General features: G+C 46.0%; 18 protein-coding genes and 1 riboswitch. Of the genes, 12 read left to right on the top strand and 6 right to left on the bottom strand.

Features of this window, described 5'->3' with window-relative positions:
• Window position 1 precedes the first annotated feature (1 nt).
• Both DESPCE1_RS0113840 and DESPCE1_RS0113835 read left to right on the top strand, forming a co-directional pair.
• The gene (locus tag DESPCE1_RS0113840) at window positions 2-538 is read left to right on the top strand and encodes an NfeD family protein (RefSeq protein WP_019850837.1); all 537 of its coding nucleotides are present in this window, start codon (window positions 2-4) and stop codon (window positions 536-538) included.
• Window positions 538-2,028, top strand: coding sequence for a flotillin family protein (locus tag DESPCE1_RS0113835; protein WP_014794557.1), 1,491 nt, complete (start codon window positions 538-540; stop codon window positions 2,026-2,028). Before DESPCE1_RS0113840 ends, DESPCE1_RS0113835 begins: the two co-directional genes overlap by 1 nt.
• Before the next feature lie 66 nt (window positions 2,029-2,094).
• On the opposite strand, the gene abc-f is transcribed toward DESPCE1_RS0113835, so the two are convergent.
• On the bottom strand, window positions 2,095-3,990 hold the full coding sequence (gene abc-f / locus DESPCE1_RS0113830; RefSeq protein ID WP_019850836.1) for a ribosomal protection-like ABC-F family protein: 1,896 nt from the start codon (window positions 3,988-3,990) through the stop codon (window positions 2,095-2,097).
• Window positions 3,991-4,449: 459 nt separating this feature from the next.
• Window positions 4,450-4,560: an RAxF-45 family protein gene (locus DESPCE1_RS24205; RefSeq protein ID WP_014794555.1), complete on the bottom strand. Its 111-nt coding sequence runs from the start codon at window positions 4,558-4,560 to the stop codon at window positions 4,450-4,452.
• A gap of 213 nt (window positions 4,561-4,773) precedes the next feature.
• Between DESPCE1_RS24205 and DESPCE1_RS0113820 the strand changes: the two genes are divergently transcribed.
• From DESPCE1_RS0113820 to DESPCE1_RS0113810, 3 genes are all read left to right on the top strand, one after another.
• Window positions 4,774-6,606 (top strand): ASKHA domain-containing protein, encoded by a 1,833-nt coding sequence (locus DESPCE1_RS0113820; RefSeq protein ID WP_019850835.1) that lies wholly within the window; start codon window positions 4,774-4,776, stop codon window positions 6,604-6,606.
• 300 nt (window positions 6,607-6,906) lie between these two features.
• Complete coding sequence (locus DESPCE1_RS0113815) at window positions 6,907-7,599, top strand: FadR/GntR family transcriptional regulator (RefSeq protein ID WP_019850834.1); 693 nt, start codon at window positions 6,907-6,909, stop codon at window positions 7,597-7,599.
• Between the two features lie 34 nt (window positions 7,600-7,633).
• Entirely contained in the window at window positions 7,634-8,959 is a 1,326-nt protein-coding gene (locus DESPCE1_RS0113810) for an MFS transporter (RefSeq protein WP_019850833.1), read from the top strand.
• Between the two features lie 137 nt (window positions 8,960-9,096).
• Here the strand turns inward: DESPCE1_RS0113810 and DESPCE1_RS0113805 are convergent, their stop codons facing one another.
• Window positions 9,097-9,786 (bottom strand): TerC family protein, encoded by a 690-nt coding sequence (locus DESPCE1_RS0113805; protein ID WP_019850832.1) that lies wholly within the window; start codon window positions 9,784-9,786, stop codon window positions 9,097-9,099.
• A 392-nt stretch (window positions 9,787-10,178) separates the two neighbouring features.
• Between DESPCE1_RS0113805 and DESPCE1_RS0113800 the strand changes: the two genes are divergently transcribed.
• The 4 genes from DESPCE1_RS0113800 (at window position 10,179) to DESPCE1_RS0113785 (ending at window position 15,069) form a co-directional block, all read left to right on the top strand.
• Window positions 10,179-11,315, top strand: a complete 1,137-nt coding sequence (locus DESPCE1_RS0113800) for a glycerate kinase (protein ID WP_014794550.1) — start codon at window positions 10,179-10,181, stop codon at window positions 11,313-11,315.
• Between the two features lie 458 nt (window positions 11,316-11,773).
• The gene (locus DESPCE1_RS0113795; RefSeq protein ID WP_028305580.1) at window positions 11,774-13,213 is read left to right on the top strand and encodes a GGDEF domain-containing protein; all 1,440 of its coding nucleotides are present in this window, start codon (window positions 11,774-11,776) and stop codon (window positions 13,211-13,213) included.
• A gap of 113 nt (window positions 13,214-13,326) precedes the next feature.
• Window positions 13,327-13,848 (top strand): signal peptidase I, encoded by a 522-nt coding sequence (lepB, locus tag DESPCE1_RS0113790; protein WP_014794548.1) that lies wholly within the window; start codon window positions 13,327-13,329, stop codon window positions 13,846-13,848.
• 60 nt (window positions 13,849-13,908) lie between these two features.
• A complete protein-coding gene (locus DESPCE1_RS0113785) occupies window positions 13,909-15,069 on the top strand; it encodes a PLP-dependent aminotransferase family protein (RefSeq protein WP_019850830.1) in 1,161 nt (386 codons plus the stop codon).
• A 119-nt stretch (window positions 15,070-15,188) separates the two neighbouring features.
• On the opposite strand, the gene cobS is transcribed toward DESPCE1_RS0113785, so the two are convergent.
• From cobS to cobT, 3 genes are read right to left on the bottom strand one after another with little or no spacing between them, the layout of a single operon-like run.
• Window positions 15,189-15,941: an adenosylcobinamide-GDP ribazoletransferase gene (gene cobS, locus DESPCE1_RS0113780; RefSeq protein WP_014794546.1), complete on the bottom strand. Its 753-nt coding sequence runs from the start codon at window positions 15,939-15,941 to the stop codon at window positions 15,189-15,191.
• A gap of 1 nt (window position 15,942) precedes the next feature.
• Window positions 15,943-16,557, bottom strand: coding sequence for a bifunctional adenosylcobinamide kinase/adenosylcobinamide-phosphate guanylyltransferase (gene cobU, locus DESPCE1_RS0113775; RefSeq protein ID WP_014794545.1), 615 nt, complete (start codon window positions 16,555-16,557; stop codon window positions 15,943-15,945).
• An 18-nt stretch (window positions 16,558-16,575) separates the two neighbouring features.
• Window positions 16,576-17,715 (bottom strand): nicotinate-nucleotide--dimethylbenzimidazole phosphoribosyltransferase, encoded by a 1,140-nt coding sequence (gene cobT, locus DESPCE1_RS0113770; RefSeq protein ID WP_014794544.1) that lies wholly within the window; start codon window positions 17,713-17,715, stop codon window positions 16,576-16,578.
• Window positions 17,716-17,814: 99 nt separating this feature from the next.
• Window positions 17,815-17,992: riboswitch (cobalamin riboswitch) on the bottom strand.
• Between the two features lie 155 nt (window positions 17,993-18,147).
• Here cobT and DESPCE1_RS0113765 point away from each other — a divergent pair.
• The 3 genes from DESPCE1_RS0113765 to DESPCE1_RS0113755 all read left to right on the top strand — a co-directional run bounded on the left by DESPCE1_RS0113765 (window position 18,148) and on the right by DESPCE1_RS0113755 (window position 22,341).
• Window positions 18,148-19,539 carry an ATP-binding protein gene (locus tag DESPCE1_RS0113765; RefSeq protein WP_028305579.1) on the top strand — a complete coding sequence of 464 codons (1,392 nt, stop codon included), beginning with the start codon at window positions 18,148-18,150 and terminating at the stop codon, window positions 19,537-19,539.
• A 176-nt stretch (window positions 19,540-19,715) separates the two neighbouring features.
• Window positions 19,716-20,822, top strand: a complete 1,107-nt coding sequence (locus tag DESPCE1_RS0113760; protein ID WP_014794542.1) for an endospore germination permease — start codon at window positions 19,716-19,718, stop codon at window positions 20,820-20,822.
• Complete coding sequence (locus DESPCE1_RS0113755; protein ID WP_014794541.1) at window positions 20,812-22,341, top strand: spore germination protein; 1,530 nt, start codon at window positions 20,812-20,814, stop codon at window positions 22,339-22,341. Before DESPCE1_RS0113760 ends, DESPCE1_RS0113755 begins: the two co-directional genes overlap by 11 nt.
• The last annotated feature ends 4 nt before the right edge of the window (window positions 22,342-22,345 follow it).

Below are 22,345 nucleotides of genomic sequence, written 5' to 3'. Positions count from 1 at the left end.
TATGCTGGAAGTATACTGGATGTGCTTAATCGGCGGAGTACTTTTCGCCCTGGTGAGTGTCATTTTTGGTGATGTATTAGGCGATATTTTTGATGGATTATTTGATGCTCTCTCCTTCGATAACGTTGATTTTCTTCACCCCATGGTTCTGATCGGGGGAATGACCATCTTTGGTGGTTCCGGGGTGATGCTGAGCCGATATACATCCATGGAGCCCGTTCCTGTCGCCCTGCTTTCCCTGATGATTGCTATTGCCCTCTCGATAGTGGTCTATTTCGCCTATGTGAAGCCTATGAAAAACAGTGAGAATTCCACGGGTTTTTCCATGAAGGATCTTGTGGGCAAAATCGGTGAGGTAACGGTTCCTATTCCGGTGGGAGGTTATGGAGAGGTGATCCTTAAGGTTGGGGCAGGCAATACCAACCAGATCGCGGCCACTCTTGATCAGTCGGACATACCTGCCGGGACGAGAGTCGTGGTGGGGGAAACAAAAGAGGGAGTGCTCTATGTTTTTCCTTATGATAAGGAGGAGATGTAATGTTTGATTTACTGGTTATTCCTATGATTGTGCTGGGGGTCATCATAGTCCTTGGGTTGGCCTTTTGGGCCAGATATAAGACGGTAGGGCCTGATCAGGCCATGATCGTTACCGGTTCTTACCTGGGCACCAAAAATGTTCATACTGACGAATCAGGCCGCAAGATTAAAATCGTTCGTGGGGGCGGGGCCTTTATTCTGCCTGTTTTCCAGCAAGCAAAATTTATCTCTCTGCTTTCACACAAGCTTGATGTAACCACTCCGGAGGTGTACACGGAGCAGGGGGTTCCGGTTATGGCGGATGGGGTGGCTATTATCAAAATCGGCGGTTCTGTGGAAGATGTGGCTACGGCAGCCGAGCAATTTCTGAGCAAGCCCGCTCAGGCCTTAAGTCAGGAAGCCCAGGAAGTTTTGGAAGGACATCTGCGGGCGATTTTAGGGACGATGACCGTCGAGGAAGTCTACCGCAATAGAGATAAGTTTGCTCAGGAGGTCCAGGGGTCTGCAGCCAAGGATTTACGGAAAATGGGTTTGCAAATCGTATCCTTTACCATCAAAGATATCCGCGACAAAAACGGTTACCTTGAGGCCTTAGGTAAACCGAGGATTGCTATCGTCAAGAGGGATGCTGAGGTTGCGGAAGCGGAAGCAGTGCGTGACGCCCGGATTCAGAAAGCGAAAGCCGATGAAGAAGGTCAGAAGGCGGAGCTGTTGAGAGATACGAGCATCGCAGAAGCAACGAAGGAAAAAGAACTCAAAGTCGCTTCATTTAAGAGAGAACAGGATACAGCCATGGCAGAGGCCGATCAGGCCTATCATATTCAAGAGGCCCGTTCCCAACAACAGGTTACCGAAGAACAGATGAAGGTTTCTCTTGTCAAGAAAGAAAAAGAAATCGAAATCCAAGATAAAGAAATATTGCGCCGCGAGAAGCAGTATGATGCTGAAGTCAAGAAAAAGGCCGATGCCGATAGGTATGCCGTGGAGCAAGCCGCTGAAGCGGATAAAGCCAGAAGAATGCGGGAAGCCGATGCCCTTAAATACAAGATCGAGGCTGAAGCCAAGGCCAATGCCGAACAAAAACGCCTGGACGGTCTGGCCATAGCAGAGGCTGAAAAGGCTAAAGGAACTGCGGAAGCCGAAGTCGTCCGGCTTAAGGGATTAGCTGAAGCCGAGGCTAAGGAGAAACTAGCCGAAGCCTTTGAAAAATTTGGTCAGGCTGCCGTTTTGGATATTATCGTGAAGATGCTGCCCGAGTTAGCCGGAAAGATCGCCGAGCCTTTAAAAGCCATTGATAAATTGACGGTTGTCGATACCGGAACAGGGCAAGGAGCGGCTAAGTTAAGCAACTATGTCACCTCACTCATGGCAACTGCTCCGGAAATGCTCAATAATGTATCAGGAATCGATTTGGAAAAGCTGGTGAAGCAACTAACCGGTGAGGTTGTCGATTCTGTGGAGCCTGAGGATAAAAAAACAGACATGGAATAAGAGAATAGGAACGAGAACTAAAAGACACTTAGCCAAATCGGGCTAAGTGTCTTTTGCTGGATTCAGCTACTCCATCAGATCAAAAATCTCGTGCCAACGCTTTTCCAATCCTTCTTTCTCCGCATAGACCTGCTGTAATCGCTCCAGATCCCCAATATCCTGGAGCTCAAGATCCAGGGATGAGATCTTTTCCTCTAAGTCCTTGAGTTCTGATTCCAGCTCTTCGAGACGATAGTCTCGGGTCACTTTATTCTTTACAGGGAGAGATCTGCTTCCACTCTGATTAGGGATTTTCTCATTACTCCTTTCGTTAAATATATCGGTTTTGTCGGGGAGGAGGGCTCTCATTTTTTCTTCCGCATAGTCAAAGTTTCCTTCAAAATGGTGCAATACTCCGGCTTCAATCCAATACACCTTATTAAAGAGCTTATTGAGAAAGTAACGGTCATGAGAGACTGCCAGTAAGGTCCCATCATAGTTTTCCAGGGCATCTTCCAGAACTTGCAGGGAGTCGATGTCCAGATGGTTGGTGGGCTCATCAAGAATCAGCAGATTGGTATCCTGATACATCAGTTGTGCCAAGCGGAGCCTCATCCGCTCCCCGCCGCTAAGCTGAGATACTTTCTTATAGACCATGGGACCGTAAAATAGGAAGCGGGCGAGAATGCTTCTGGCCTCTCCTTCAGCCACGGGAATTTCGGCGCGGAAACTATCCAGGACTGTTTCTTCTTTAGTATCTGAGAAAACATGCTGGGATAGATAGCCGATTTTTACATTGCTCCCGATGCTCACTTTCCCTTCATCCGGACTGAGTTCCTGCAATATCAATTTAATTATAGTGGATTTTCCCGTTCCGTTTTCACCGACGATGGCAGCCCGTTGGCCAAAGGAAAGGTGGATATCAACATGGGTAAAAAGAGGTTGCTTGCCAAATCCCTTAGCTACCCCTTGGAGCAGAACCACATCCTTACCGCTTCGCTCGGACGCTTCCATCTCCAGATTTATTTTTTTACGGATAAGCTGAGGACGAGTAAGCTTTTCCATTCTTTCCAGGGCTCTTTCGATGTTTCTGGCTTGCCGATGGAGTCCTTCATTGGGGGGATTAGCGCGATTTGCCCATTCCCGTAAGCGCTTAATGGCTTCCTTCATCTTTTTGATTTTCTTTTGCTGCTCTTCGTAATCATGGAATTCTTTAAGAAGGCGTTCCTCTTTTTCTTTCACATAGCCCGTATAGTTGGTATGATAGGATGCCAGTTCGCCATCTGCTAAATCCAAGATCTTCGTTGCCACTTCATCCAGAAAAAAACGATCGTGGGAGATAACCAAGACAGTGCCCCTGTAGTTTTTGAGAAAACTACCAAGCCATTTTACGGCAAACAAGTCAAGATGATTGGTGGGTTCATCCAGTAATAAGAAATCGGGATTCCTGAGAAGGGTGAGAGCTAAGCCGACCTTGGTTTTTTCCCCTCCGCTCAGAGTCGAGAAATCCCTGGGCAGCAAGTCCCTGATGTTGAGTCCATGGGCTATTTTTTCAAGGTTAGGCGCGATTTCGTATCCGCCTTGGAGTGTGAATTGATTCAGGTAATGGCCGTAACTTTCCATGAGTTTGTTCAGTCTATCTTGGTCTTGTTCCAGAGACATGGCTTCTTCAAGCAGTCTCATCTTCTCTTCCATCTCTAAAAGTTCATCATAAGCTGTCATCAGGACCTCTTTCGCTGTTAATCCATCCTCAAAGTCCGGAATCTGCATAAGATAGCCGATCTTTAAACCTTTCTTCCAATGGATGTGCCCAGCATCAGGGTCTTCTTGACCAGCCAGCAGTTTGAATAAGGTGGTCTTGCCGCTGCCATTGGGGCCGACTAAGCCCACTCGCTCATTTTCCTGGATCTCCAAGGATATATTTGAAAAAATAATATTGCCCCCGAACATTTTGGTCATTTTATTAACACTGCATGCAATCATGGTATACCTCCGTTATTCATTTAAGATCAAAACTAAACTCCGCCGGTGCCGCCTGCGGCATGACCGGCTACCCGGAAAAAGACCCGCAAGCGTAGCTTTGCGCACAAGAGTGAACAGCTTTAGCGGAAGGGCGACCGGGTCAACAAAGTTTTCTTAACATAGCAGAGCCACTGGTTCACATCAGGTATTACCCGAAGGTTTGGCGTAGCTGTTAAGAAAGCGAGTTGACCAGCCCTGGAGCTATGGAGTGAGCGTTGTGCGTAAAGCTACCCGACCCTGGTTGGTCTTTTCATCATCTGAAAACATAAAAAAAGCTATGGAGAAGACACTGCCCCATAGCTTAAAAAAGACGTGATGATGGCACAAAAAAAGAGGAGCCTCTAAACTCCTCCATAGCCATCCTATAAATATATGAGTAAATAGGGGTAAGAGATGTTTTCGCCGTTTTAGATTTGCTATTCAATTGCTAAAAAAGGACATAGTAATCCCCTTGAAAGCAAAAGTGGCAAATTTTGCACGGTTAATATAAAGGAATTCCATTAAAAAGCCGTGCCTTAAAACAGCTTGCATCGCTACCCACCTCCTCAACAACTCATTTCTGATCTTTACTATTCTATCATATCAGGAATGATATAACTTTCAAGAGCCTGGGAAGAATGATTGAAAAATTTTAGGATATAATCAATAAAAAGGCTTGTACTACAAAAAACATTCAAAATATTAGGAAAGATGATAAAATAGACTAAAGGATAAAGAGAGACCTAAGGGAGAGGAGAGATCGTGATGGCAAAGGTTACATTTTTTCCTGGGAAAAAAACAGTTGAAATTTCTGAAGGGACGACCCTATTGGAAGCAGCCATTGCCGCAGGGATTCAATTGGAAAGTACCTGCGGAGGTAGAGGAACCTGTGGGAAATGTAAGGTGCAAGTAGAGCCGGGAAAACTGGATTCTCATAAAGACTATGGAAATAAGTTCCTGAGTGAGAGTGAGAAAGAAGAGGGATGGGTCTTAGCTTGCAAGGTCCAGGTACAGGAAGACTTAACGGTGCAGGTAAAAGATCAGCAAAAGGATGCCCATCGGCGTAAAACCGGCCTGGATCAATCCATCGATGTGGAGGTTAACCCCAGCGTTGAGAAGCATTTTCTGCAGCTTTCGAGACCCACGGTGGCTGACCAAACTCCGGATTGGGATCGTTTAGTAGCTGCCCTGCCTAATCAAGCCACCCTTTTTAACCGTCGGATTGCGGTAAATCTGCCTAATGTTTTCCGTGATGCCAATTTCCAAGTTACGGCGACAGTAGCCGGAGATTCCCTTTTAGCAGTGGAGGGAGGGGATACCACCCAGAGAAGTTATGGATTGGCCATCGATATAGGGACCACCACCACAGTGGTTTACCTTATGGATTTGAATAGTGGGAAAGCCGTGGATAGTGATGCTGTAACCAACCCTCAACGGGTATTTGGTGCCGATGTTCTTTCACGGATTACCTATGCTTCTAAAGGGCCGGAGCAATTAAAACAATTGCAGACCTTAGTCATCGAAGGTTTGAATAAAATTATCGAGGGGTTATGCAAGAATAATCAGATCCGTCGTGAAGAAATTTATCAAGCGGTCGTGGTAGGAAATACGACCATGAGCCACTTGTTTTTGGGAATTGACCCAACCTGCCTGGGCCCGGCACCCTTTATTCCGGTGTTTCGCCAGTCTGTTCAGGTGGAGGCCCTGGAGTTGGGATTAAATATACTTGAGACCGGTCATGTGGTAGTCGTTCCCAATGTGGCGGGGTATGTAGGTGCGGACACTGTAGCGGTAATGATTGCGGCAAAAGTGGATCAACTACCCGGATATACCCTGGCCGTTGATATCGGTACCAATGGAGAAATTATTCTTGCCGGCGGGAAGCGGATTCTTACCTGCTCTACGGCTGCAGGTCCAGCCTTTGAGGGAGCAGAGATCAAATACGGCATGCGGGCAGCCGATGGAGCCATCGAGCGGGTTAAAATTATCGATGATGTGGAACTGGCCGTGATCGGAAATACGAAACCCATCGGGATCTGCGGTTCAGGATTGATTGATGCCATTGCCCAAATGGCTGAAGCCGGTGTAATCTATGAAAGCGGACGGATTGTCAATGTACCGGAGGATTTGGCAAAGCTTCCCCCTAAGATTCAAGAGCGGATTCGTCAAGGGGAGGGAGGATTTGAATTTGTCATAGCCTGGGGAAAAGACAGCGGCTCAGGGGAAGATGTGGTCCTCACTCAGAAGGATATTCGGGAATTGCAACTGGCGAAAGGGGCTATTCTGGCCGGAATCAAGATTCTTATGAAAGAGATGGGAATTGGGCTGGAGCATCTGGACCGTGTACTGTTAGCCGGGGCTTTCGGGAACTATATCAGTAAGGAAAGTGCTCTGCAGATTGGTTTGCTGCCGGATGTACCCGTAGAACAGATCAAGGCGATTGGAAACGCAGCCGGCAATGGGGCAAAAATGGTCTTGTTATCGAAAGAGGAACGGAAAAAGGCTGTGACCTTAGCTGGACTTTCCGAGCATTTGGAACTGTCTACGCGAAGCGATTTCCAGGATGAATTTATTGATGCTTTGGCATTTGAAAGGTAAAACACAAAATATATCCTTGGTATGGTGTAGTGACGGGCATTGGTCCATTATTTTATCAAAGAAGAGAAACATAGTTAGAGTATTTTAGCTATGTTCCTCTTCATTTTTATTTTATACCTGGGTGGTGATCCGAGTAGGGTTCTCAAGGTTTTTTCTTGTTCACATGCTCAAGCAACCAGGGAAAAAACCACTTCATTCATAGAGGCTGAACAATTTTGGGGTTAACTAGCAAGATTAATGCATACATGCTATAATCATATAAACCAATCATCCTACGTTTGGAAAGGGGTAAAATAATTTATGGTGATTGAGAAAGCAAGCCGTTCAACCCTTGTGGATCAGGTCACGACACAGATTGAACAAATGATAGAAAGTGGTCAATGGAAAATCGGAGATAAAATCCCCGCAGAGCCGCAATTGATGGATATGTTTGAAGTCAGCAGAAACACATTGAGAGAAGGGATACAATCCTTAGTTCATGTTGGTTTACTTGAAACCCGTCAAGGTATCGGTACTACGGTAAAATCCAACAGTAATTTAGCGCTTGCCTTGGAAAAAAAGATTCGGCAAAGCGATCTTTTGGAAGCCTTAGAGGTACGTTTGGGATTTGAACGTGAAGCGGCCCAACTTGCATGCAAGAGAAGAACAGCTGAGGATTTAATACAAATGAAAATTTGTCTTGATGATTGTAAAAAGGCTGCTAAAAGTCATGATCCGTTTCAATTTGCACTGATGGATATTGCGTTTCATAAATCGATTGCTAAAGCCACACACAATAAGATGTTCAGTGAGCTGTATGAACATATCACAGATGCTTTGCAAAATTCTATTGATAGAATTATGCGTATCAAAAAACCAGCCAATTTTGAAAATGAAATTCATACAGATCTTTTTCAAGCAATTGAGGCAAGGAACTCCCAGTTGGCCTTCGAAAGTGTGACTCATTATCTGAACGATGCAATAGAAACTCTAAGTACGATAATTAATGAATAGAAGAGAATATAACATACAAGGAGAAACTATACCAATGAATCAAATAGGCATCAAACACGAAAAAAACTTATATCCCTATTCAAAAGGAACTGCACCCGTAATGCTGATAGTAGGAATTGCATTTATTGCAGCAAATCTGCGGGCACCTTTAACGTCGGTTGGGCCTTTGGTCGATTTGATTCGTGACAACTTGCATATTTCAAACACATTAGCGGGCATGATTACAACCCTCCCTCTATTTGCCTTTGCCCTGTTTTCACCTTTTGCGCCGGGATTGGCGCGTAGGTTTGGAACAAATTTGGTACTGCTTTGGTCGGTTGCCTTTCTTACAGTTGGGATTTTATTGCGTTCGTGGTCAGGAAGTTTTGGTCTATTTCTTGGGACAGCAATTCTCGGGTTGTCCATTTCTGTAGGAAATGTATTGATACCCAGCTTAATTAAAAAGGAATTCCCTGAACGTATTGGGGTTATGACGGGCGTTTATTCTGTTTCTATGAATATATTCGCAGCAATGGCCTCCGGCATCAGCATCCCCCTAGCGGTAGGATTGGGGTTGGGGTGGATGGGAGCCTTAAGAATTTGGGCTGTACTTAGCTGTCTATCTATTATCCTCTGGATTCCCCAGATGAAACGGAGAAACCGGAAAACATCAATTGTCGAGGAAACAATCGATGTCGACATCGTAACAGATACTCTTAAAATCCATGACAAACTAGATGAAATGGCAGTTGTGCAAGGATCGGTCATTGAGAAAGTGAACTTATGGAAATCACCTTTAGCCTGGCAGGTTACTTTGTATATGGGATTGCAGTCTATGGTGTTCTATTGCATGGTTGCATGGTTGCCGGATATTTTAATCAAGCAGGGCATGAATCCGAGCAAAGCCGGATGGATGCTTTCCCTCATGCAATTGGCGTTGATCCCCATTACATTTTTAGGCTCTGTCCTTGCCGGACGCAGGGCCAGCCAACGTTCATTAGTAATAATTGGGTCAACATGTGTATTAACAGGGCTTTTAGGGCTGCTTCTCGGAGGGGCAGAGCTAGCTTTCTTATGGATTATCATATTGGGTATTGGCGGAGGGTTTACCTTTAGCCTATCTATGATGTTTTTCAGCTTGCGAACGGGAAATGCGGATGAAGCGGCAAGGCTATCTGGCATGGCTCAATCCATAGGTTATCTGCTGGCTGCTTTTGGTCCGATGTTTTTCGGGTATCTGCATGATGCGACTAACAATTGGACGATGCCGCTTGTTATCCTGATTGGAGTTGCCGGTATATGTTTGCTTGCAGGATTAGGCGCATCTCGTGATCTGTATGTTAGTTCAACTGTAAGAAACAATCATCTCTCGAAGCTGTGATGCCGTAATAGTCAGATTGGTGGCGAAATGGTTCCGAGTAACCCGGCAGCATGATTAAAAAAAGAACCTATAGACATAGGCACTTTTTGCGGTGTCCATTCTATAGGTTCCTTTTTATTTACAATATTCCTTTTGGGCTAAGCGGCATTTTTTGCCGATTCCAAGACTTTTTTCTTATTTATACGATGACCAAGGTATAAAACACCGGCGATGAGGACTGCGCTTAACCCCCATTCGATGAGGGGGCTTTCTCCTATGATATTGACGACGAATTTTTCATGCACAAGCATGGTCACAGCGGTATGAGTAATAACAGCGGCTCCAATGGGAATAATCACCGGGAAGCGGTCAATAGCCTTAATGACAAGGGTACTCCCCCAAACCACGATGGGGATACTAATGAGTAAGCCGATAATAACAAGGATGGGGTGGCCATGGGCAGCACCGGCAACAGCCAGAACATTATCCAGTCCCATAACGGCATCGGCTATGATGATTGTTCGCACAGCACCCCAAAAATTTGCGGCACTTTCTACCTGTTCATCGTGTTTCTCATCGGTAAGGAGCTTAAAGGCCATCCAAACCAGGAGAAGGCCGCCGACAAACATCAACCCGGGAATCTTTAAGAGGTAAACGGCCACTAAGGTAGCTAAGGTCCGGATTAAGATAGCTCCTCCTGTGCCGGCGAAGATCACTTTTTTTTGCTGCTGTTTCGGCAGATTGCGGGCTGCCATGCCGATGACAATGGCATTATCACCGCCTAAGACCAGGTCCATAATAACGATAGATAATAATGCTTGAAAAAATTCAGGGCTGAATAACTCCATCTTGTTCTTCCTTTCATTCTTTAAGATAAGCCATAATCCTTATTATGTGTTTTCGGAGATCGTATTATTGCATCAAAAAAGACCTTCACCCCCCTAGTGGGCAAAGGTCTTGCTTACAACAACGTTGTCAACAAAGCCGGGATGTTAATCCGTAATGACGACTTTGCTGTCCAGCTACTCCCCTTTGAACCTATTACTTTTTTAGTATAGCCTATAGGTGCATTTACCGTCAAGGATAATTTTGTAAAGTTAAGCCAACCTTAGGGAGCCGATTCCCGACCATTTACCTGTTTATACATTGTGTTTTGCAATATTTTAGTATAAAATTCGAAATAAATACTCAAGGTGATATAGTATAGGTGCTCTATTTGAACTATAGGAGAGAGATAATAATGCATGTACTCATAGCCGTTGATTCATTTAAAGGAAGTTTAAGCAGCCAAAAGGCCGGAGAGGCCATTACCCTGGGAATTCAGCGGGTTTTTCCCGAAGCTACTACAGAGATTATCAGCATGGCGGATGGAGGGGAAGGAACAGTTGAAGCCATTGTCCATGCCGGTAAAGGGGAGCTGCTTAGGACCAGGGTTACCTCACCTCTTGGTGAGGAGGCAGAGGCCATAATGGGCCGGCTTCCCGATGGAACCATCGTTCTGGAAATGGCTTCAGCCTCTGGCTTGCCCATGGTCCCCCCCGACAAGAGAAATCCTCTGGTGACCACCACAAGAGGCACAGGGGACCTTATTCGTGCTGCCTTGGATTTGAAGCCCCGGGAAATTCTCATCGGTATTGGGGGCAGTGCAACCAATGATGGCGGAGCAGGAATGGCTCAGGCCCTTGGAGCAAGACTTCTTGATCGGGAAGGACAGGAACTGAGCCCCGGTGGAGGTTTCCTGGATCAGCTTGATAAAATCGATATTTCGGATCTCGATCCACGCTTAAAAGAGACAAAGATAACGGTAATGTGCGATGTGGATAATCCATTGTGCGGCCCTCGAGGAGCTTCTGTAGTTTATGGACCGCAAAAAGGAGCGACACCGGATAAGGTTGAAATTTTAGATCGGAATCTTGCTCATTTTGCTCGGAAAATCCAGGAAGATTTAGGTCTGGATTTAAAAGACGTTCCAGGAGCAGGTGCAGCCGGAGGTCTAGGGATGGGGCTTTTGGCCTTTACAGGGGCTCAACTTAAGACTGGTGTGGAAGCTGTTCTTGATACAGTAAATTTTGATAATAAACTTCAAAAAGCGGATATTGTCATCACAGGTGAAGGGCGAATCGATGGCCAGTCAATTTATGGAAAAGTACCCATGGGTGTTGCTAAACGAGCCATTAACTGCGGGAAACCCACTTTGGCCATCGTTGGTTCCATCGGTGCCGGCTCTGAAGCACTGTATGAGCATGGAATAACCTCTATCATCACTATTGTCAATGGCCCTATGACCTTAGAAGAATCTATGGAAAGAGCTTTTGATTTAACCGTTGACGCTGCGGAGCGGGGATTCCGTATCTTGAAGCTGGCTTATCCGGGGTAATCTACCCTAAAAAAGACCTGTAAGCGTAGCTTATCCTACAGAAGAGAGCGATTTGCGCGGAGGGGTGGCCAGGCGGACGATGTTTCCGCAGCGATAGCGAAGCCACAGGTTCACATCAGGTATTACCCAAAGGTTTGGTGGAGCTGCTGTGGGAACCAGGCCGCCAGCCCTGGAGCGCCTGAGCGGTGCGGATGTAGGATAAGCTACTCAGCCCTGCGACTTTTTCATCCTCTGCTGGTATCACTTTTTTTTGTGACTTAGAAATAGTTCGATTTTCAGAAAACCGGCATATATTAATTGTAGTTATACCGAGTTAATAGAAACCAAAGTCCTTCAACTTAAATCGTTAACTAATTTAAAATTAATTTGTTAAAAGAATTATCAAAATCAAAACCAATTTATTAATAGAATGTGGTAAAATATTTACTGTATAAGCCTATCATTCAAATTGCTCTTAAATGAAGGGTGAGGAGTCAGTGCAATTACAGAGAATTGAAAAGAGGGAATTTCCCGATAATAGCCCTTCGTATGCAGAGATTTTACTGACTACCATTCAAGAGATGAATCGTGAGGAAAATCTCTTGACGGCATTAGATCTCTTTACTCAGCGAAGTCTGGAGCTATTTAACTGTGATTTAGCTGCAATCTACCTTTTTGAGCAAGGAAAATACAAACTTTATTCTATCAGCTCTCGTGATGACAAGTACAGAGAAACGGTGATGTTAAGCGAATTTCCCCAGGATTTCCGGGAAACCTTTACCGAAGTCGTGGAAATGGACGAGGAATGGGTTTTGCCCTTAAGCCATTTTGACAAAACCTTAGGAGCCTTTATCCTTAAGGGTAAGCGGGCTCAGTCCAAAGATGAACGATTAACGGTTTTTGTAAAACAAGTTATTTCGATTATATCTTCTTTTATTTTTGAAAGAATGCTGAGAATTGACTCTTTAGATAGGGAACAAGCCCTTACCTTGCTATTGCGGGGAACAGAAATTCTCGTCCGTGCTGACTCAGAAGAGCAGCTTTTATCGGAAGCTGGAGAAATGGCCATGGAAATTCTGTTTTTGCCCGGAGGATTTTTTCTGTTGGAGAGTGCCGAAGGGACCTGGGAAATGCGTTCACCTTTTGGGCGGCTGAAACAAGAGATGGAATGGGATTGGCGAACTTGGGTCAGGCAATATATCTCTAAGGAGGAATGTTGTCTTAGAAATGCCAAGGTTCACTTTCTTGATATTGAAGATAATCCCTTTAAATGGGAGCGTGTGTGGATACATCCTCTCCAGACCCATAGCGGGGTAGTTGGTGAGCTTTGGCTTATGAATGCAGGTAAGCACCTCAACGACCAAAAACAAGAGATACTGGCTGCCTTTATTCGCGTAGTTGGGGTTGCTTTAGAGACGATTCGCCAGCGTGAGGAGCTTGCTCGTTTGGCCAATACGGACCGCTTGACAGGAATCCTTAATCGTCAGGGTTTCGAGCAGCGTGTTCGTGAAGAAATAGCCAGTACCCTAAGGAGAAATTCACATTTCTTATTATTGGTTCTCGATTTGGATCTGTTCAAACAACTCAATGATACAATGGGGCACCCTATGGGGGACCGGGCCCTGAAAGAAATCGCTCAAAACTTACGAGCCGCAGTACGGGAGCAGGATATTGTCGCCCGAACGGGTGGCGATGAATTTACCGTGGTGCTGACAGAGGTTTCCATGAATGACGAATCTCTGGCAGTTATTGAACGGATGAGAAAAAGCATGTGTCTTGAAATATATAATTTAGGAGTCAGTATCGGAGTTGCCGAGTTTCCGACGGAAGGCCGTAGCTATGATGATCTGTATCGTTTAGCTGATCAAAGGCTTTATAGAGGTAAAAATTTAGGGAAAGGGAATATCATAGCGGACTGACCCTCCAAGCGGAGGGGTCTTTTATTTAGTAGGGATTTCGTGGTATTCTGAAACAAGTAAGCAAGCTTCGTATATCCACACAGTGGACAACTATTGCAGAGGGTGTGACTTGAATGAAAAAATATTTACGCACAATTTTTGAATGGGGGATTTTGATCGTAGTCGCCTGGGTTTTATCCTTTGGAATTAGAACCTATATCATCGACACCCGCATTGTCCCTACCGGTTCCATGCTCCCCACTATCCAACTTCAAGATCGCTTAATCTTCGATAAGGTATTTTACAAAAGTAAACCCCTCCAGCGTGGAGATATCATTATGTTTACTGCACCAGAAGGCTCGGGAGAGCACGATGATTTGGTTAAACGTGTCATCGGTTTACCCGGGGAGACCTTGGAAGTCCGGGAGGGTAAAGTATGGATTAATGGAGAACCCCTGGAAGAACCTTATTTGAAAGAGGCTCCTGAATATGACTATGGGCCTATCCAAATTCCGGAGCAATCCTACCTTGTTTTCGGGGATAATCGCAACAACAGTAAGGATAGCCATGTCTGGGGCTTCGTTCCCGAGAAAAATATCGGAGGAAAAGTCTTAGTGCGTTATTGGCCTATGGAACGCTGGGGTTTTCTTGAGTAATGAAGGAATAATATCTTTGGGTATTATTACTATAGATTTGAGGATGGAAAGGAGAAGCTAATGAAGTACGCCAAGTGGATGAAAAATGTAGGAGAAGGATTTATCGGGGAAATGCTCAGAGCAGCCCAAAACCCCGAGATGATATCTTTTGCCGGAGGGTTACCTGCCCTTGACCTTTTTCCTACTCAGGATTTACAGGCAGCCTTCCAAAAGGTTTTTGAGGAACAGGGCAATTCCGCCTTACAGTATGCCCAGACCGCAGGATATCCGGAGTTGAGATCATGGGTTGCCTCTCAGCACAAACGCAACCAAAGACCTGCCCGGACCAGCGAGGTGATTATCACCACCGGAAGTCAGCAGGGATTGAGCCTATTAGCCCAAACTTTTTTGGATCCGGGAGATACGGTTTTCTTGGAGACGCCTACTTATTTGGGTGCTATTCAAGCTTTCGAGGGATTTCGGGCTAATTTTCAGATGATCCCCTGTGATGAGGAAGGAATCATTCCCAGTGAACTGGAGAAAGCTTTAGCTTTCACCACGCCCAAATTTCTTTACTTAATACCGAATTATCAAAATCCCTCAGGAAGAGTTATGGGGCTGGAGAGAAGAAAAGAGCTTCTCAAAGTGTCCCAAAAATATGATCTGCTTCTTATCGAGGATAATCCTTACGGAGAATTGCGTTATGAAGGAGAGGCAATCCCTCATCTGGCGGAATTGGGGGAAAATGTCATCTATCTTGGGACCTTTTCCAAGGTTTTGGCACCGGGGTTGCGGATAGGTTATGTTCTTGCCGATGAAGATATTATTATGCATCTGGAACAAACCAAAGAAGGCGTGGATCTTCATAGTAATAACTTAACTCAGAGAGCGATCTATGAATATCTGAAAAAGGATCTTTTGCCGGATCATATCCTCAAATTGCGGAAAGTTTATAATGATCGCCGTCAGGCTATGGTGGAGTCCATCCATACTTATCTGGGAGATAGAGTAGAGATGATCGTCCCCTCAGGTGGTTTATTCCTTTGGGCCAAGCTGATTGGCGTGAACAATAGCTTTGACTATGTGGAAGATATGATTCGCCAAAATGTTCTTTATGTTCCCGGAGCTCTCTTCTACGCCGATGGCCGGGTGTCCAATGAAATGCGCCTCAATTACTCCTGCTCGACACCGGAGATTATTGAAGAAGGAATGAAGCGTTTAGCCAGGGGGCTGAATAAATAGGCTTGAAAAAGCTTTACTACCTGTACTAAAACTAAGAGACCGTTGCCCAGAACTTTACAGTTCGTTGAGCAACGGCCTCTTTTGTTAATTCGGAACGGATTACGAATTTCGGACAAGTTCTAAGAAATCAGAGGGAATGCCCCCAAAAGAAAGAGCAGTTCGGAGAGTTCAATGCTGGCGCCATAAAGATCCCCGGTTAACCCTCCCAGAAGACGGGACACCTTGCGAGTGAAAAAGAGGATGAATAGGGTGGCTAGAATAAAGCCGGAAATCCCCGGCCAGTGCAGAACCCAATAGGTGAGGAAAAGGAGCAGCAAGCCTTCACCTAAGAATAACCACCGGGTTTTAAGGGAGGCTTCATGAAATCCCTGACCGAAGCCCTGGGCCCGGGCGTAAGGGAAGAAATGAACCCCAATCTGAAAAATCCAGCGGGATAGGATGGGCATGAAAAGAATGAGGTAAGGAACAAAAGGTGAGGGGAGGGCAAGGAGTCCGGCCAGGAGAGTGAATTTGAGCAGCAGGTAAACCATGGCACTTACGGCGCCGAAGGCTCCCACATGGCTGTCCTTCATAATCTCCAGCATGCGTTCAGGTGTCCGTGCTGAAAGCAATCCATCCATGCTGTCCATAAATCCATCAAGATGGATTCCCCCGGTGAGAATGAGTTCCAGGGTAAGGAGTAAAGCGGCCGTAACCAGAGGTGGGTAGTGGGGAAGGAGCAGGATGAGGGCCAGCCAGAGTGTTCCCCCCAGAATTAAGCCCACTAAGGGATAATAATGCTGGCTTTGAGTGAACTCCTCCGTGGTCACATTTTCCGGCTGTGGAAGAGGTATTCGTGTGAGAAAGGTCAGGGCGATCCATAATTTGCGCATGCTAGGAATCCTCGCGCCGCAAGGAATCCAATAAAGCCTGGCCGGTGGCTTTGATCTCCGTCGGATAACCGGCAACGACCGAATAGACCTGTTGGGCACCTTGACCGAGGATCTGGTTGGCCCTGCCGGCCAGATCCCGATACACTCTGGAAAGAGGATTATCGGGAACGATACCGTCTCCCACCTCATTGGTGACCATAATCACCTGAGGGGTAATATCCTGGGCTATATGAGCGATGGTGCGGACCTGTTCCAGAATCTCCTGCTCTATCCTATGGAGGGCTCGGGTATACTCCTGCTCAGGCAAATCATCCTCTGCCGGATAGTTGGCAAGAAGAAGATTGGTCAGCCACAGGGTCACACAGTCCACCAAGAGTACCGCCTTGTCCTGGGCATGTCGTTCCAACACCGATGAGAGGGCAAGGGGCTCTTCCACTAAGTCCCAATGGGAAGGACGCTGGTCTTGATGTTTTTTGACACGCAAAGCCATTTCCTCATCGTAGACTTGTGCTGTGGCAATGTAGATTACGGGCAGACCGGGATGGGCTGCCAGGAGCTCGGCAAAGCGGCTTTTACCGCTGCGGGCCCCGCCGGTTATGAGAACAAAATCCGACATAGTTACCTCCAATGATGCTTAGTTTTTACTGCTGACCCCTGCGGATTCAAAAGTAGCCATCTCATTGAGAATGCGGATGGAGGCATCCAGGAGATGGAAGCCGATAGCGGCCCCTGTTCCTTCTCCCAGTCTGAAATCCAGGTGCATGATGGGTTTCAGATCCAGTTCTTTCAAGGCGGTAATATGGCCAATTTCCACGGAAGAATGAGAAGGAATCAGGAAGAAGCGGGCCGTGGGGCAGAGACGTGTAGCAATGAGTGCGGCTGCCGTGGAGATTACTCCATCTAAAAGGATGGGGACACGGGAAAAGGCTGCTTGAAGAATTGCTCCAGCTAGGGCACCGATCTCTAAACCGCCTATTTTGCTGAGAACATCCATCCCATCCTGGGGATCCGGCTGATTGATTTCGATAGAACGGGCGATAACCTCTTGTTTGCGGATGAGTCCCGCATCATCCAGACCTGTTCCCCGTCCGGTAACCTCTTGGGGGGGCAAGCCCGTAATGAGAGAAATAATGGCTGCACTGGGAGTCGTATTGCCAATCCCTACTTCCCCAGTAGCCAGGACATTTACTCCGGAATCAATAGCCTGGCGGGCGATTTTAGCTCCGGTCAGCAGGGAGAGGAGAGCTTCTTTGCGGCTCATGGCGGGTCCCAGAGCCATGTTATGAGTTCCGTTCATGATGCGGTGAACCATGAGCTCAGGCGGGTCCAGAGGAAAAGCCATTCCCACATCGGTGCAGATCACATCAGCGTTGGCATGGCGAGCCAGGACATTAATCCCTGCACCGCCACTTAAAAAGTTATAGAACATCTGCGGGGTTACTTCTTGAGGGAAGGCACTGACACCTTCGGCCACCACACCATGATCTCCGGCCATGACGAGGATGGCCTTTTTTTCTACTTCCGGCCAAGGTTGCCCTTGAATCCCCCCCAATTGCTTGGCAATTGTCTCCAGGACCCCTAAACTGCCCTGAGGTTTTGTCAAGGAATCCAAGCGTGCTTGTACCGCTTCCATAGCCTGTTCGTCAAGACCGCGTATTCCCTGGATAAGATGGTTCAATGCGGCTTCACATTCCTCAAGGGAAGCAGCACCCAGGTTCTCCTGTTTAAAGAAATCATCCCATAGCTTGTCCTGTTCTAATTCGGTTTTACTCATCTTTATTCCTCTCCTTTGTAAAAAAAATAAAGTCCCGCCACTTAATAAGTGGTCGGGACTTTGCCTTCATCGCCGCTGCTTTCCAAATTCACCCATGGAAAGGCTTTATACATTCCTGGCAGGTCTCCTGGCTTGGATTCAAACGCTTTTTACCCCTTCCCGGCGTTGCCGGTGGTTATGGTTTAAGCTCATCCTACACAGTGGTGGGTCCGCACCGGAATCACACCGGTTTCCCTATTCTCCCCCCCGTGGGGGCACCAAAGAATGGTTTAATTTTTAATTAATTATAGAATACCAAAGAAGGAGAGTTTGTCAAGTAGTTGGCTTGTATTAAAAGAGAGATTCCGGTAAGATCAACCCTTTACTTAAGGAATTGAAGGATTTATGATAGTGTCTAGGAGTTGTACTAGAACACATAAGGATGTGCATTGCGTGAATAGGACAAAAATAACTCGATTATCCCTTCTTTTTGATGGAATGGTTGTGTTCCGTGGCTTAATAGGAGACCCAGTGGCGGCTTCTTGCCAGAGTCTGCTTCAGAAAATTGGGAGCAAAGAATTTGATCTTATGGAAATCTATAAAGACTACCATCATTTCTGCTCCTTAGCTACCCAGGTTCATTGGCCGGATTATCTTTGGGAACGTATTCTCCAGGATGACAATGAGCTCACCAGGCAAGCAGCCCAGGGGGGGAAGAATAGGGTATCGACCGGGCTTCGCCAACTGGCAGGGCGGGAGCTGCTGTATTTACGAGAGATCGCTGAACTGACGGCTGAAGAGATCAAGGATGCGGTTAATGCGCGGTGCGAAGAGCAGGAGATGGAAAACCTGGCTCTCTGGCAAGAAGCTCCTTTGCACCCTAAAACCTGGCCCATATGGATAAGTCTTCAGGAGATGAAGATGGGGGATGCTTATCCTACGGAAACCTATGGGCAAGAAGAAAGTTATGCTGAGGGTTATCTCCGGTCTTGGCAAAGAAGGCTGAAGCAAAGTCTGCTTCAAGGGACGGCAGAAGAAATGGTGGAGGCTCTCCTTTCTTATTATCAAACTATGGGTACAGGATTGTTTGGTCAGTGTATAGCTCTCAAATGGAGGGGCGAGACAGAAAGGCTTGAAGGGGTACGCCCCGATCCCATGCGCATAAACAAATTGATTAATCAAGAACGGGAGCAGGGAATCATCCTTCAAAACACTGAATTTTTCCTGAAAGATCTTCCGGCCAATAATGTGATTCTTTACGGCAACCGTGGGACGGGTAAATCTTCCTTGGTTAAGGCTCTATTGCAGGAATATTGTGATCAAGGACTACGTCTCGTTGAATTATCGAAAACAGATCTACAGGACTACCCTAAGATTATTCGGCTCCTGGCTAAGCAGCCTCTAAAGTTCATCTTGTTTATTGATGACCTTTCCTTTGAAGATACGGAAGGCGATTATAAGAATTTGAAGACCTTATTGGAGGGGGGCTTGGAAGGAAAGCCTCAAAATGTGCTGATTTATGCCACCTCCAATCGGCGTCATTTGATAAGAGAAACCTTTGGCGAACGCCAAGTTGATGAAGTCCACCGACGGGATAATATGGAGGAAAAGCTGTCTTTATCCGACCGCTTCGGCATTACGGTCACCTTCCCCACACCGGACCAGGAAGGATATCTGAAGATTGTCGAGAAATTAGCGGCTCAGGAAGGGCTGGCAATTCCAAGAGAGGATCTGCGGCAGCAGGCTCTGCGCTGGGTTATGAATCATAACGCCCGTTCCGGGAGAACCGCTCGTCAGTTTGTGGATTTTTTACTGGCCAAGCAAGGGATGGCGACTCATCCATAGTTTTTTCAACCGGCTCACAGGCCGGTTTTTTTATGGTGCGGTGTGCGCAAAGCTGCATAGGGGTCTGCCCCCGACACGGCAAAGGAAAGAGATTAATCCCTTCGGAAGATGCATAGTATCAGGCTGAGTGTTCATCCTAATACTAAGCTATCTATAATGGTGAAAGTGTGAAATCCATGAATGTAAAAATCTCAAGCCGCCAATCCTTTTGTACATATTTCATTATTGTCTCACTATCTTTAGGCATGCCCAATCTACTAATAAGAGAGTTGAGGCAGGATTTTTGGCAGGCCATCCTAGTGGCTATGGTTATAGAAGCAATGCTGGGTTTTTTCTTATATAAAATGGGGAGGAATTATATCAATCAGACGATTTTCCAGTACAGTGAGAAAATCCTCGGCAAAACCTTAGGAAAGATAAGCGTTGGAATTTTTAGCATTTACTTTATTAGTGTAGCCATCACTCTTACCCAAGCTCTTATCGACTTCTTTGGTTCGGTGGTGATGCCGGAAACTCCGAAATACGTCTTTGCTTTTTTGCTTTTACTGGTGAGTACATATGCCTGCTGTTCCGGGATTGAGGTGATTATGAGGCTCTCTGAGATTATTGCCCCTTTTGTCCTTGGCTCCTTTCTTTTTGTGACGCTGTTTAATATAGGGAATCTGGAGTTTGATAATTTGAGACCGGTTTTCCGGCACGGAATAGGTGAGATTCTAAGGGGGTCCATGCTTCCTTCTGCTTGGTTCGGAATCTGCATTATTATGGGTGTTTTAATGGCTTATCATAATAATCCTAAAGCCATGTATAAGGTAAAGCTCATGGGAGTCGGACTGGGTATTCTGGCGATCACCACGTCCATGTTCTTTGTCATTATGGTTATTGGCGTAGAAGTCAGTTCCAGGCAATTGTATTCTATCTACAATCTTGCACGCAAAGTCGATGTAGGAAACTTCATCCAAAGGACGGAAGCTTTTCAAATAGTATCGTGGACAGCGGGAGCCTTTTTAACTTTAGCTTTGTTTCACTATGCCGCTGTGGAAGGTTTAAAGCATATTTTTTCAAGCAAATCCCGTATGTTTTTGGGGATCGGCATTGCGGTGGTTATATTTGTCTTTGCTATCTTTATTAATCCTACCAGTATTGATAAAACTGTGTTTTTTAAAAATATCTTTGGAGTCTATGGTTTAACCGTCGAAATATGTGGAGTCTCTCTCCTTTATATAATTTATAGCTTAAAACAAAAATTTAAGGTATTTAAAAAGAGGTCCTCAAATGAGCGATAAGAATTCATCAGACATATCCCCCAACCTTGAAGAGAATCGAAGTCGTTTAGAAGATATCTTCAAAAACTCTGCGGATCTTTCATTTCGTGAATTGTGGTTTGACAAAACGAGCAAAGGTTTTTTGGTGTATCTTGATGGATTAGTGGATCGGCAATACATGAGTGCTTTTGTGATCAGGCCTCTCCTAGATTTTCGAAGCGCTGAGAAGAATTCGGAGCAAGCAGAGGGTTCTGAGCCAATCCTCTCTCTCAAGATTTTACACAGAGATGTCCTAAGTAATAGCTTAATTAATACTGTGAAGACCCTTGATGAAGTGGTGCGGGGGATATTATCCAGTCGAACGGCTCTTTTTTTAGAGGGAGCGGGGGAGGTTTTGCTTCTTGAGACCTTCGGTGCTGAGACCCGTAATGTTCAGCAATCGGAAACTGAGTCCACCATCCGGGGGCCCCGGGAAGGATTTGTGGAAAGAATTGAGGTGAATGCTTCTTTACTCCGACGTAAAATAAAGGACCAGCATTTACGTTTGGAAGCCATGAGCCTTGGACAAAGAACCAATACCACCATCTATGTGGCCTACATCGAAGGTATAGCTAACCCAAAGATTGTGGATGAAGTGAAGAGGCGCCTTCAATCCATTGATATTGACGGAATTCTGGAGAGCGGTTATATTGAACAACTGATTGAAGATGCTCCTCAATCAATTTTTCCTACTGTGGGAACTACAGAAAAACCCGATAAATTGACAGCAAAACTGCTAGAAGGCAGGGTAGGAATCCTGGTGGATGGAACCCCTTTTGTCATCACGGTGCCCTACCTTTTTGTGGAGGCCTTTCAAAATCCTGAAGATTATTATTCCCGGCCCTATTATGCTTCCCTGGTTCGGCTCATCCGCTACCTGGCTTTTTACTTCTCCACCACACTTCCTGCTTTCTATGTAGCTATCCAGACCTATCATCAGGAGATGGTTCCTACCAGCCTATTAATAAGTATGAGTGCCGGTCGCGAAGGAATACCATTTCCGGTGATCATCGAAGCTTTGGGTATGGGTATGGTCTACGAGATTCTTCGGGAGGCAGGCATACGTATGCCCCATACGGTGGGTCAGGCAGTAAGTATCGTAGGAGCCTTGGTCGTCGGGGAGGCAGCGGTACAGGCGGGCTTATTCAGCCAAGTTATGGTGATTCTGGTTGCCCTCACAGTTATTTCAGGGTTTCTTGTTCCGCCTATGACTGGACCAGTGTCCCTGCTGCGGTTATATTTTCTCGTGGCCACATCTTTTTTGGGAATGTTTGGCTGGCTGATGGCCCTGTTAGCCATTGTTATTCATTTGCTGTCCGTACGTTCTTTTGGCATTCCTTATCTTTCTCCTATTGTCCCAACCAATATCGGTGATTTGAAAGATGGCATGATCCGCTCCCCTCTTTGGTCCATGCTATCCCGCCCGTCCTTACTCAGTCCTTACCGGCGTCAAAGTAAAAAGGCTATGAAAAATAGCTTAAAAAAAGTAAAAGGAAGTTAAACAA

Origin of the sequence: Desulfitobacterium sp. PCE1 (assembly GCF_000384015.1) — a bacterium.
Classification (GTDB): Bacteria; Bacillota; Desulfitobacteriia; order Desulfitobacteriales; family Desulfitobacteriaceae; genus Desulfitobacterium; species Desulfitobacterium dehalogenans.
Note: the sequence above shows the minus strand (reverse complement) of the source record. Positions and strands in the feature narration are given on the sequence as shown.